The organism is Streptomyces sp. NPDC005808 (assembly GCF_042871385.1).
GTDB lineage: Bacteria > Actinomycetota > Actinomycetes > Streptomycetales > Streptomycetaceae > Streptomyces.
This window is the reverse complement of sequence record NZ_JBIAIK010000003.1, coordinates 220666-233250: the sequence shown is the minus strand read 5'-3', so window position 1 is coordinate 233250 and position 12585 is coordinate 220666. Positions and strand designations below refer to the sequence as shown.

General features: G+C 69.6%; 8 protein-coding genes. 5 read left to right on the top strand and 3 right to left on the bottom strand.

All coding sequences use genetic code 11. From position 1 onward, the window contains the following. Nucleotides 1-339 precede the first annotated feature (339 nt). Complete coding sequence (gene nirB / locus ACFYPC_RS08015; RefSeq protein ID WP_388673384.1) at nt 340-2883, top strand: nitrite reductase large subunit NirB; 2544 nt, start codon at nt 340-342, stop codon at nt 2881-2883. Beyond that, on the top strand, nt 2880-3230 hold the full coding sequence (nirD, locus tag ACFYPC_RS08010) for a nitrite reductase small subunit NirD (protein WP_388672536.1): 351 nt from the start codon (nt 2880-2882) through the stop codon (nt 3228-3230). Before nirB ends, nirD begins: the two co-directional genes overlap by 4 nt. A gap of 24 nt (nt 3231-3254) precedes the next feature. Here the strand turns inward: nirD and ACFYPC_RS08005 are convergent, their stop codons facing one another. Beyond that, nucleotides 3255-4187, bottom strand: a complete 933-nt coding sequence (locus ACFYPC_RS08005) for an oxidoreductase (protein WP_388672534.1) — start codon at nt 4185-4187, stop codon at nt 3255-3257. A gap of 223 nt (nt 4188-4410) precedes the next feature. Between ACFYPC_RS08005 and ACFYPC_RS08000 the strand changes: the two genes are divergently transcribed. The 3 genes from ACFYPC_RS08000 to ACFYPC_RS07990 all read left to right on the top strand — a co-directional run bounded on the left by ACFYPC_RS08000 (nt 4411) and on the right by ACFYPC_RS07990 (nt 7934). Further along, nucleotides 4411-5571, top strand: coding sequence for an alkaline phosphatase PhoX (locus ACFYPC_RS08000; RefSeq protein ID WP_388672532.1), 1161 nt, complete (start codon nt 4411-4413; stop codon nt 5569-5571). Nucleotides 5572-5696: 125 nt separating this feature from the next. Next, nucleotides 5697-6653: a twin-arginine translocation signal domain-containing protein gene (locus tag ACFYPC_RS07995; protein ID WP_388672530.1), complete on the top strand. Its 957-nt coding sequence runs from the start codon at nt 5697-5699 to the stop codon at nt 6651-6653. Nucleotides 6654-7019: 366 nt separating this feature from the next. Further along, entirely contained in the window at nt 7020-7934 is a 915-nt protein-coding gene (locus tag ACFYPC_RS07990; RefSeq protein WP_388672528.1) for a carotenoid biosynthesis protein, read from the top strand. A gap of 131 nt (nt 7935-8065) precedes the next feature. Here the strand turns inward: ACFYPC_RS07990 and ppdK are convergent, their stop codons facing one another. Then, nucleotides 8066-10807 carry a pyruvate, phosphate dikinase gene (gene ppdK, locus ACFYPC_RS07985; RefSeq protein ID WP_388672526.1) on the bottom strand — a complete coding sequence of 914 codons (2742 nt, stop codon included), beginning with the start codon at nt 10805-10807 and terminating at the stop codon, nt 8066-8068. Nucleotides 10808-11272: 465 nt separating this feature from the next. Next, entirely contained in the window at nt 11273-12472 is a 1200-nt protein-coding gene (locus ACFYPC_RS07980) for an ROK family protein (RefSeq protein ID WP_388672524.1), read from the bottom strand. Between the last annotated feature and the right edge of the window lie 113 nt (nt 12473-12585).

The window sequence follows — 12585 nt, the reverse complement described above, 5'->3', positions numbered from 1 at the left end:
GGCCCCGGCTCCCGCTGAGCGCAGCGTTCCCCCCGGGAAACAGCCGGGATGCGGCCGGGTAACACCGGCCGCGCACGCTGCGGTCATGACCTGGAATACGCGTGTGGTGGTGATCGGCGCCGGGCCCACAGGCGTACGGCTCGCTCGGCGGCTGGTCGAACTCGGCACCGACGACGGAGGCTCCTGATGCACACGGACACGACGAAGGCGGCGAACGCGACCGACGGGAACGGCCCCGCCCCCGCCATCGCGGCCGACGGGAACGCCCCCGCCCCCGCCATCGCGGCCGCCGGGGACACCCCCACCCCCGCACACACCATCGTGCTCGTCGGCCACGGCATGGTCGGCCAGCGCTTCCTCGAGGCGCTCGCCGAGCGCGGCCTGACCGCCACGCACCGGGTGGTCGTGCTGTGCGAGGAACCCCGCCCGGCGTACGACCGGGTCCAGCTCACCTCGTACTTCTCGGGCCGGACGCCCGACGAACTCTCGCTCACCGACCAGGAGTTCATCGAAGAGCACGGCATCGAGCTGCACCTCGGCGACCCGGCCGAGACGATCGACCGGGAGGCGCGGACGGTAACGGCCCGCTCCGGTCTGGTGGTCACGTACGACACCCTCGTACTCGCCACCGGCTCCTACCCGTTCGTCCCGCCCGTCCCGGGCAAGGACGCGGAGGGCTGCTTCGTCTACCGCACGATCGAGGACCTGCTCGCCATCGAGGAGTACGCGAAGGCGCGCGCCACCACGGGCGCCGTCGTGGGCGGCGGGCTCCTTGGCCTTGAGGCCGCCGGGGCGCTGAAGGGGCTCGGACTGGCCACGCACATCGTGGAGTTCGCGTCGCGCCTGATGCCGGTGCAGGTCGACGACGGCGGCGGCGCCGCGCTGCTGCGCACCATCGAGAACATGGGCCTGACCGTGCACACGGGCACCGGCACGCAGGAGATCGTCGTCGGCGACGACGGTGCCGTCACCGGTATGAAGCTGTCCGACGGGTCCCAACTCGCCGCGGATCTCGTGGTGTTCTCGGCCGGTGTACGCCCTCGCGACCAACTGGCCCGCGACACCGGGCTCACGGTCGGTGCGCGCGGCGGCATCACGGTCGACGAGCAGTGCCGTACCTCGGACCCGCGGGTGTTCGCGATCGGCGAGTGCGCGCTGGCGTCGGACGGCCGGGTGTACGGGCTGGTCGCCCCTGGCTACGAGATGGCCGTGACCGCCGCTGCCACCATCGCCGCCGACGAGTCGAGCTTCACCGGCGCCGACCTCTCCACCAAGCTCAAGCTCCTCGGCGTCGACGTCGCATCCTTCGGCGACGCACACGGAGCCACCGCGGACTGCCTCGACGTCGTCTACTCCGACTCGCGCTCCGGCACGTACAAGAAGCTGGTCATCGGCCGCGGCGGCGAGCTGCTCGGCGGGATCCTGGTCGGCGACGCCGACTCCTACGGAACCCTGCGCGCCTTCACGGGATCGGTCCCGCCCATCTCCGCCGAGCAGCTGGTCCTGCCGGCCGGCGCGGGCGCCCCGGTCGCCCTCGGCCCTTCCGCACTCCCCGACTCCGCGGTCATCTGCTCCTGCCACAACGTCAGCAAGGGCACGATCCGCGGCGCGGTCACCGAGCACTCCTGCGCCACCGTGCCCGAGGTCAAGAAGTGCACCAAGGCCGGTACGGGCTGCGGGAGTTGCGTGAAGGTGCTCGGCCAGCTCGTCAACGACGAACTCGAGGCGAGCGGCGTCGAGATCGACCATGGCCTGTGCGGCTGCTTCGGGCAGACCCGCGAGCAGTTGTACGAGATCGTCCTCTCGCTCCGCATCACCTCGCACCAGGTCCTGCTCGACCGCTACGGCCGTGAGGGCGCCCGGGGCGGCGACGGCTGCGAGATCTGCAAGCCCACCGTCGGCTCCATCATCGCCTCCCTCGCCCCGACGATCGGGGCCAACGGCTATGTCCTGGCGGGCGAACAGGCCGCGCTCCAGGACACCAACGACCACTTCCTCGCCAACCTCCAGAAGAACGGCTCCTATTCGATCGTGCCGCGCATCCCCGGCGGTGAGATCACCCCGGAGAAACTGATCGTGATCGGCGAGGTGGCACGGGACTTCGGCCTCTACACCAAGATCACCGGCGGTCAGCGCATCGACATGTTCGGCGCGCGGGTGGAGCATCTCCCGCTGATCTGGGCCCGGTTGGTGGACGCGGGCTTCGAGTCGGGGCACGCGTACGGGAAGTCGCTGCGCACGGTGAAGTCCTGTGTGGGCCAGACCTGGTGCCGCTACGGCGTCCAGGACTCCGTCCGCATGGCCATCGACCTGGAGCTGCGCTACCGGGGGCTGCGCTCCCCGCACAAGCTCAAGTCGGCCGTCTCCGGGTGCGCCCGCGAGTGCGCCGAGGCCCAGTCCAAGGACTTCGGCATCATCGCCACCGCCGGCGGCTGGAACCTGTACGTCGGCGGCAACGGCGGCGCGACCCCGCGCCACGCGGACCTCCTCGCACAGGACCTCTCCGACGCCGAACTCATCCGTCTCATCGACCGGTTCCTGATGTTCTACATCCGCACCGCCGACCGGCTGGAGCGCACCTCCACCTGGCTGGAGCGGATCCCGGGCGGCCTGGAGCACATCCGCGAGGTGGTGGTGGACGACTCGCTCGGCATCTGCGAGGAGCTGGAGTCGCTGATGGCCGCGCATGTGGCGGGCTACCGCGACGAGTGGGCCGAGACCATCAACGACCCCGAGAAACTGGCCCGGTTCGTGTCCTTCGTGAACGCCCCGGACACCCCCGACCCGGTCGTCGGCTTCGTCGCCGAGCGGGACCAGATCAAGCCCGACCTGCCGCTGCTGACCATCGGCACCCGTCCCCTGGAAGGAAGCGCCCAGCGATGACCCTGGCCCCCGAGACGACGGCTCTCAAGGTCCAACTCCTGCTGGAGAAAGGCTGGTTCACGGTCTGCGACCTGAGCCTGCTGACGCCGGGCCGCGGAGTCGCCGCGCTCCTCCCCGACGGCCGCCAGGTGGCGGTGTTCCGCGACCGCGCGGGCCGCACGTACGCCATCGACAACCGCGACCCGTTCACCGGCGCGGCCGTCCTCTCCCGCGGCCTCACCGGCAGCCACCAGGGCCGGGCCTTCGTCGCCTCGCCGCTTCTGAAGCAGCGGTTCGACCTGGAGTCGGGGCAGTGCCTGGACGATCCGGATGTACGGGTGGCGGTGTACGAGGTGCGCGCGGCCTGAAACCTCCTGCTGTGCGTGCGCCGGTCAGACCTTCAGCGCGTCGTACGTCACGCCCGTCAGCTCCTCCGAAGCCGCCCAAAGCCGCTCCCCGGCAAGGTCGTTGAGCGTCCACCCGGCACGCCAGGACTTCGCGGGCGAGCCGCGCCACATCGCGAACGAGGGCCCGGTGAAGGAGTCGGGCAGCACGCCGGGGGCTGTGGCGGCGTACAGCGTGGGCAGCGCGCCGGCCTCGGCGCTCTGTCCGAAGACCCGGTTGGCGATCTCCGCGCCCCGCTCCACGCCCTTGCGTCCGGCCAGCTTCGGTCCGGCCGTCTGGAGGTTCGTGGAGGCGTACCCGGGGTGCGCGGCGGCCGCGACGGCCTCGGAGCCGATGGTGGCGAGGCGCCGGGCGAGCTCGTGGGTGAAGAGCAGGTTGGCGGTCTTGGAACGGCCGTAGGCGGTCCAAGACCGGTACCTGCGCTCGCTGTTGAGGTCCCGGATGTCGATGTTGGCGAGCGCGTGGACGAAGCTGGAGAGGGTCACGACACGGGCGCCCGGCGTGCCGAGCAGGGCGGGCAGGAGCAGCCCGGTGAGGGCGAAGTGCCCGAGGTGGTTGACGCCGAACTGCGTCTCGAACCCGTCCGCCGTACGGCCGTAAGGCAGTGCCATCACACCGGCGTTGTTGACGAGCAGGTCGAGCCGGTCGTACCCGCGCTCGTAGGTCACCGCGAACTCCCGGACGGATTCCAGGTCTCCGAGATCCAGCCGTACGAACTCGACGAGTGCGCCCGGCACTTCGGACGCGAGCCGGTCCTCCGCCTCGGCCCCCCGCGTCTGACTGCGGCAGGCGAGGACGACCCGGGCGCCCTTGCGGGCGAGCTCTCGTGCCGTGACGTATCCGATGCCGCTGTTGGCACCGGTGACGACGGCGGTACGGCCGCGCAGGTCGGGGATGTCGCTCGTGTTCCAGCCCGTCATGGCTGAGCTCCCTCCGGGTGTGCCCGGTAGTCCGGAAATCCAGACTATGCCGCAGGACCGGTCCCGGCCGTCCGCCGCCGACCCCCCGCCGTCCGCCGCCGACTGCCCGCCGTCCCGTCACAGATTGTCCATGACACGTCAACTCTGCGCCCCTAGGATCCGTCAGCGCGCGACCCCGCCGCCGACCCCGGCGGCGGGGCGGTCACGGCCCTCTGGAGCGAGAGTGGAACGTCGTACCCTTCTGCGTGCAGCCGTCCTCGGTGGTTCGTCCGCCGTCCTGGGCGGAACCCTGTGGCGCGGTGCCGCCTATGCCGCGCCCGCCCAGCCCGGCACCGGCCCCTACGGGGCACTCGGCGCGGCGGATGCCAACGGCATCCAGCTGCCGGCCGGATTCACCAGCCGGGTGATCGCCCGTTCCGGGCAGACGGTGCCCGGTACCTCGTACACCTGGCACAACGCCCCGGACGGCGGCGCCTGTTACGCCGACGGCACGGGCTGGATCTACGTCTCCAACTCGGAGATCAACCCGTCGGGCGGGGCGAGCGCGGTGAAGTTCTCCGCCACCGGCGCGATCACCGCGGCGTACCGCATCCTCGCCAACACCCAGCAGAACTGCGCGGGCGGCAAGACCCCGTGGAACACCTGGCTGTCCTGCGAGGAGGTGTCCCTCGGCCATGTCTACGAGACCGACCCGTGGGGTGTGAACGCGGCGGTGCTGCGGGCCGCGCTCGGCCGCTTCAAGCACGAGGCCGCCGCGGCCGACCCGGTGCGCCAGGTGATCTACCTGACCGAGGACGAGACCAACGGCTGCCTCTACCGCTTCGTCCCGAACACCTGGGGCAACCTGTCCTCCGGCACCCTCCAGGTCCTCGTCGCGGGCACCGCCACCTCCGGCTCCTTCACCTGGACCAACATCCCCGACCCGGACGGCTCCCCGACCACCACCCGCACCCAGGTCTCCGCGGCCAAGAAGTTCAACGGAGGCGAGGGCTGCCACTACGCCGACAACACTCTCTGGTTCACCACCAAAGGCGACAACCGCGTCTGGCAGCTCAACCTGGCGAACAACACGTACGAGTTGGCGTACGACGACTCCCTCGTGACGTCCGGCACGGCCCCGCTGACCGGCGTCGACAACATCACCGGCACCGCCTCCGGCGACCTCTTCGTCGCGGAGGACGGCGGCAACATGGAGATCTGCGTGATCACGCCCGACGACGTGATCGCCCCCTTCCTGCGCATCGGCGGCCAGTCGCTCTCGGAGATCACCGGCCCGGCCTTCTCCCCCGACGGCAGACGGCTCTACTTCTCCAGCCAGCGCGGCACCAGCGGCAGTTCGTCGGGCGGGATCACGTACGAGGTGACGGGTCCGTTCCGGTCGTAACCACCCCGAGGGAGGCGCGGGTGGGACATATGACGACCTCGACCGGACTTCACGAGGCTCTCAGGGTTCACTGCTTTCCTGTCCTCGCCATGTCCCATCCGCACTCTCCCCGGAGGCGTCGAGCCATGACTCGGAACCAACCCGTCCCCACCCGCCGCTCGTTCCTCGGCGGTGCCGCTCTCGCCACCCTCGCGCTGGCAGCCGGCGCCGGAACGGCGAACGCCTCGTCCGCGCCCCGGACGTCCGCGGCGTGGCCCACCGAGATCCCGCTCCCGAACGGCTTCCTCCCCGAGGGAGTCGCCATCGGCACCCAGCCGTACGCCTACTTCGGTTCACGCGCCAACGGTGCCGTCTACCGCGCCGACCTGCGCACCGGCGCGGGCGCCGTCCTCTACGCGGGCGCGACCGGCACGATCACCAACGGGCTGAAGGTGGACGACGGCGCCGGCCTGCTGTACCTCTCGTCGGGATCCGCCGGAGGCGCCGCGCGAGTCGTCGACTCCCGTACCGGCAGCCTGGTGGCCACCTACCAACTGACCGACCCGACGGGCCACTTCATCAACGACGTCGCCCTGCTCGGCGACCGCGCCTGGTTCACCGACTCCTACGGCGCCGTCCTCTACGGCGTACCGCGCGGCGGCACGGGAGCCGTCCGTGAGCTGCCGATCGGCGGCGCCTGGGTCCAGTCGGCCACGGGAATCAGCGCCAACGGCATCGTCGACACCCCCGACGGCAAGGCGCTGATCGTCGTCAACGGCGGCAAGCTCTACAACGTGCCGCTCGCGACCGGCACAGCAACCGAGATCACGCTGAGCGGCACCACCGCCGTCACCAACGGCGACGGCCTCCTGCGGGTCGGCCACACCCTGTACGTCGTCCAGAACCGCCTCAACCAGGTCAGCGTCCTCACCCTCAACGCCCAGGCGACCACCGCCACCCTGACCCGCACGATCACCGACTCACGCTTCAACATCCCCACCACCGCCGCGGTCTTCGGCAACCTCCTCTACGTCGCCAACGCCCAGTTGGGTGCCCCCACGACGCCGGACACACCGTTCAACGCGGTCGCGGTCTCCCTCTGACCTTCCGCGGTAATACCTGAAGCGCACAGGCGTCGAGCAGGTGGTCGGTCGGCCTTCGCGCCCTGCTCGGCGCCGAGCTGTCGCATGTACCCGGCCGGCGACCGCAGGCCTTCGGCGCCGAGTCGTCGGGCCACAAGCTTGTTGAACTCGGCGATGAAGAAGGCGAGTTCCCAAGAACGTCGCAGGAGCGGCCCGGCACCACGGTCGCCTGCTCGACCTTGGCGCCGAGTTCCCGCGAAAAGGTAAATTGGCCTTGCATTCCACCCACGCGGGTGTGGATCGGCCCTCTCGCCCTGTCCGGGCCGACGACAGATTTCCCCCCACCACCGACTGGTCGGACGACCGGCCAGGAAGCCGGAGTCGACAATGTCCATCCCCCCACGCTTCAACACGGCGACCACACTGTGGGTCCTCACCGCCGTCATCGGCTTCGGCCTGGCCGGCAACGGCGTCATTCCCAGCGTAGGCCGGCTGATAATCCTCCCCCAGGTCGCCTTCGCCCTGTTCCACGGCGCCCGACGCTACGGCTGGCGCGCCATCTGGGTTTTCGTCGCCGCGGGCCTCCTGATCAGCAATTTCCTGGAAAATCTCGCCATCGAGGTCGGCTTCCCGTTCGGCAACTACCACTACACAGGCGGCGGCAAGCTCTTTGACGTGCCCTGGTTCATAGGCCCGGCCTACCTGGCCACCGGTTACCTCGCCTGGATCGTCGCCACCGTGCTCCTCGGCGACGTCCGCCGCAACTCGCCCTGGCTGACCACGATCGGCACCCCGGTCGTCGCGGCCTTCGCGATGACCGTCTGGGACCTGTCGCTCGACCCCAGGGCCGCGACCATCAGCCAGACGTGGATCTGGGAGCACGGCGGCGGCTACTTCGGCGTACCCATGGGCAACTTCCTGGGCTGGACCTTCACCGTCTACCTCTTCATGCAGGTCTTCGCCCTCTACCTGCGCAGCCGGGGTCCGCTGCCCGTGGCCGAGCCGCGGGAGACCACCACCAGTGACCTGCAGGCCGTACTGCTCTACCTGCTGACCACGGTCTCCTTCTTCACCAGGCTCTTCACCGGCGAACACACGACCGTCACCGACGCCTCGGGCACCACCTGGCAGACCGCCGACATCTATGAGACATCAGCCCTGGTCACGGTCTACGGCATGTGCTTCATCGCCCTGCTGGCGCTGCTCCGGATCGCCCAACGGCACACCCCGGCACCGGCGCCGACCCCACCGGCCGAGACACCCGAACCGACGGAACGCGAGAAGGTGCGCCCGTCCGCGTAGCGCTCGTCGGCCATACACGAAGGAGGGGCTGCACCCCCGCACAGGGTGCAGCCCCTCCTTCGTGCACCGGGACCGTTGTCGAGTCGGTGAGGGTCGGGGTGACCGACAACAGTCCCGGGGGTTTCAGGGGGTCAGCGGTGGTCGCTGCCCGATGACGACGACGCCGCGCGGCCTGCCTCAAGGCGGGCCACCGGAATCCGGAACGGCGAGCAGGACACGTAGTCGAGTCCCACCTCGTGGAAGAAGTGGACCGACTCGGGATCGCCGCCGTGTTCGCCGCAGACGCCGAGTTTCAGGTCGGGGCGGGTCTCCCGGCCGGCGACGGCGGCGTCGCGTACCAGCTTGCCGACGCCCTCGCGGTCGATGGTCTCGAAGGGGGAGACGCCGAAGATGCCCTTCTCCAGGTAGGCGGTGAAGAAGGAGGCCTCGACGTCGTCGCGGGAGAAGCCCCAGACCGTCTGGGTGAGGTCGTTCGTGCCGAAGGAGAAGAACTCGGCGGCCTCGGCGATCTGCCCGGCGGTCAGCGCGGCGCGCGGGAGTTCGATCATCGTTCCGATGGCGAGCTTGAGGTCGGTGCCCGTCGCGGCCTGGACCTCGGCGATGACCTCGTCCGCCTCCTCGCGGACGATCTCCAGCTCCTGCACGGTGCCGACGAGCGGGATCATGATCTCGGCGCGAGGGTCGCCCTTGGCGGTCCTGCGCTCGGCGGCGGCCTCGGCGATCGCCCGTACCTGCATGGTGAAGAGGCCGGGGATGACCAGGCCGAGGCGTACGCCGCGCAGCCCCAGCATCGGGTTCGACTCGTGTAGCCGGTGGACGGCCTGGAGGAGACGCAGGTCGTTCTCGTTGGAGTCCTTGCGGGACTCCGCGAGGGCCACCCGGACCGACAGCTCGGTGATGTCCGGCAGGAACTCGTGCAGCGGCGGGTCGAGAAGACGGACCGTCACCGGCAGGCCGTCCATCGCCTCGAACAGCTCGATGAAGTCCTGCTTCTGGAGCGGCAGCAGCTCCTTGAGCGACTCCTCGCGCTCGGCGTCGGTGTCGGCCAGGATCAGCCGCTCCACGAGCTCGCGCCGGTCGCCGAGGAACATGTGCTCGGTGCGGCACAGGCCGATGCCCTGAGCGCCGAAGCGCCGGGCCCGCAGCGCGTCCTCCGCGTTGTCCGCGTTGGCGCGCACTCGCAGCCGACGGACGCGGTCGGCGTACGCCATGATCCGGTGCACGGCGGCGACCAGTTCGTCGGCGTCGTCAGCGCCCGCGTGCATCCGGCCCTCGAAGTACTCGACGACCGGGGACGGGACGACGGGGACCTCACCGAGGTACACCTTGCCGGTGGAGCCGTCGATGGAGACGACGTCGCCCTCCTCGATGACGGTCCCGCCCGGCGCGGTCATCCGCCGCCGCTTGGTGTCGACTTCGAGCTCCTCCGCGCCGCACACACACGTCTTGCCCATACCGCGCGCGACCACGGCCGCGTGGGAGGTCTTGCCGCCGCGGCTGGTCAGGATGCCCTCGGCCGCGATCATGCCGTCGAGGTCGTCCGGGTTCGTCTCGCGGCGGATCAGGATGACCTTCTCGCCCGAACGCGACCACTTGATCGCGGTGTACGAGTCGAAGACCGCCTTGCCGACCGCCGCACCCGGCGACGCGGCGATGCCCCGGCCGAGCTGCTCGACCTTCGCCTGGTCGTCGAACCGCGGGAACATCAACTGGGCCAGCTGCGCGCCCGTCACCCGCTGGAGCGCCTCCGCCTCGTCGATCAGACCCTGGTCGACGAGCTGTGTGGCGATACGGAAGGCCGCGCCCGCCGTGCGCTTGCCCACCCGCGTCTGGAGCATCCACAACTGGCCGCGCTCGATGGTGAACTCGATGTCGCAGAGGTCCTTGTAGTGGTTCTCCAGGGTCTCCATGATCTGCATGAGCTGGTCGTACGACTTCTTGTCGATCTGCTCCAGCTCGGCGAGCGGGACCGTGTTGCGGATGCCCGCGACGACGTCCTCTCCCTGCGCGTTCTGGAGGTAGTCGCCGTACACGCCCTGGTGTCCTGAGGCCGGGTCACGGGTGAAGGCGACTCCGGTGCCCGAGTCGGGGCCGAGGTTGCCGAAGACCATCGAGCAGACGTTGACCGCCGTGCCGAGGTCGTGCGGGATGCGCTCCTGGCGGCGGTAGAGCTTGGCGCGGTCGGTGTTCCAGGAGTCGAAGACCGCGTGGATGGCGAGGTCCATCTGCTCACGCGGCTCCTGCGGGAAGTCCCGCCCGGCCTCGGCCTTGACGATCTTCTTGAACTTCGAGACCAGCTTCTTCAGATCCGCCGCTTCGAGGTCCGTGTCGACGGTGACCTTCTTGGCCGCCTTCGCCGCCTCCAGCGCGTCCTCGAAGAGGTCGCCGTCGACGCCGAGGACCGTCTTGCCGAACATCTGGATGAGACGGCGGTACGAGTCCCACGCGAAGCGTTCGTCACCGGCCTGCTTGGCCAGGCCCTGCACCGACTTGTCGGAGAGCCCGATGTTCAGGACGGTGTCCATCATGCCGGGCATGGAGAACTTCGCCCCGGAACGGACGGATACGAGCAGCGGGTTATCGGCCTGCCCGAGTGTCTTTCCCATCCGCTGCTCCAGCGCGTCGAGGTGCGCACTCACCTCGTCACGCAGTGCCGCCGGCTCCTCGCCGCTGTCGAGGTAGGTCTTGCAGGCCTCGGTGGAGATCGTGAAGCCCGGAGGGACGGGAAGCCCCAGGTTGGTCATCTCGGCGAGGTTCGCTCCCTTGCCGCCGAGGAGGTCCTTGAGGTCCTTGTTGCCCTCGGTGAAGTCGTAAACGAACTTCACGCCCTCGACCGCGCTCTCAGCTACGTGGGGATCTTTGTTTTCCGACACGAGTCTCGACTCCTCGACGTCGCGGTGGCTGCCCTGACGAGGGGGAACATACCCAGATCGAAGGCGTCTGGGTACGTCCACTTGCGCGTCATGTGCCTGTAACCACTCGTCCGCCACCAGATCGAAAGTCAAGGCTTGGCAAGCGATGAGGTGGCGAGGTTTTCACTTCTTGAACGGGTGGAAACCCACAGACGGGTTTACCTACTCATCTGAGCGGCTCACGCCACGCCTGAGTTCAGTTGCTGAACGATCAAAGGGTGGCACTGAGTGCCACTCCTTGGAGAAGTGCAGTCGCTCATGAGCTGCTCATCTGAGCTTACTCCCTATCAGGCGTGGCGAGAATCACGCCGGAGCGAAGGCCGGATTTCACCATGCGGACCACCATGTGGACACGTCACACAGATGTCACACGACGCCGGGGAGGGGACGAGATGGGACACCGCGCGGAGCCGAGGACAGCGCCAGTCACACCCCCAGCACCGCCAGCCGCTCCTCGACCCGCTCCGGTGCGTACAGGTACTCCACGACCTGCGCCCCGGCTCCGACCAGACCGGCCCGCTCGCCGAGCCGCGAGGTCACCACGTCCAGGTGAGCCGTGGAGCGGGGCAGCGCCCGCTGATACAGCAGCTCACGAACGCCCGTGAGGAAGGGAGTTCCGGCCAAATCTCCGGCGATCATCAGGACACCGGGGTTGAGCAGCGTCACCACCGTCGCCAGTACGTCACCCACCTGGCGTCCCGCCTCCCGTGCGAGCGCCATCGCTTCCGGGTGCCCGGACGTCAGCAGGTCCCGCACATCCGATCCGGAGGCCGCAGGCACCCCGGACTCGGCGAGCCGTCGCGCCACCGCGCCGCCACTGGCCACGGCGGCCAGACAGCCGTACGAGCCGCACCGGCACAGCGCTTCCGCGCCCACCCGGATGTGCCCGATGTCACCGGCGCCGCCGTCGATCCCCCGGTAGATGGTGCCGCCCACGACCATTCCCGCGCCGATACCTGTGGAGACCTTGACCAGCGCGAACGCCGAACAGTCCGGGTAGCCGGTGCGCTGCTCCCCGTACGCCATGAGGTTGGCGTCGTTGTCGACGAGTACGGGGACGCCGGGCGTGGTGCCCGTGTGCTGGGCGAACGCGCGGCCCAGCCGGCCTCTTATGTCGTAGCCGTCCCAGCCCGGCATGATCGGCGGCTGCACGACCCGGCCGGTGTCCCTGTCGACCGGCCCCGGCACCGCCAGTCCGATACCGCACACGGACTCCGCGGGCTTTCCGGCCTTCACCAGCAGGTCGGCGAACCAGCGGCCGAGTTCGCCGAGGACCGCCTCCGGGCCCTCGTCGATGACCAGGAGACCCGACTGCTCGGCGAGGATCTCGCCGGTCAGGGTGAGGACGGCCGCCCGGCCGTGCCGGGTGTCGAGGTCGGCGGCGAGGACGACGGCGTGGGCGTCGTCGAACTCAAGGGTGATCGAGGGGCGCCCGCCCAGTGGGGAGTCCACCGGGCCGCCGGCGCCCTCGCGCAGCCAGCCCGCCCGGAAGAGCCGGTCGAGGCGCTGGCCGACCGTGGCCCGGGACAGACCGGTGGCCTGTTGCAACGCGCCGCGTGTCGTGGCCCGGCCGCTGCGCACCAGTTCGAGCAGCTCTCCGGCGGTTGCCTGATTCCCTGCCCTCATGGTCCTGTCCGCCCTTCCTGACATGCCCACCCTCTTGCGTTCCTCAACTCTGCATTACATATTGAGTTTTGCGTGTTAAATAGACGTAACCCTACGGTAGCTACAGCCGAACT

Bases quoted from the DNA above. Each gene is read 5' to 3' on its own strand.
- ACFYPC_RS07995 (WP_388672530.1), top strand. From the start codon at position 5,697: ATGACTCGGAACCAACCCGTCCCCACCCGCCGCTCGTTCCTCGGCGGT.
- ACFYPC_RS08005 (WP_388672534.1), bottom strand. From the start codon at position 4,187: ATGACGGGCTGGAACACGAGCGACATCCCCGACCTGCGCGGCCGTACC.
- ACFYPC_RS07980 (WP_388672524.1), bottom strand. From the start codon at position 12,472: ATGAGGGCAGGGAATCAGGCAACCGCCGGAGAGCTGCTCGAACTGGTG.
- nirD (WP_388672536.1), top strand. From the start codon at position 2,880: ATGACCCTGGCCCCCGAGACGACGGCTCTCAAGGTCCAACTCCTGCTG.
- nirB (WP_388673384.1), top strand. From the start codon at position 340: ATGGTCGGCCAGCGCTTCCTCGAGGCGCTCGCCGAGCGCGGCCTGACC.
- ACFYPC_RS07990 (WP_388672528.1), top strand. From the start codon at position 7,020: ATGTCCATCCCCCCACGCTTCAACACGGCGACCACACTGTGGGTCCTC.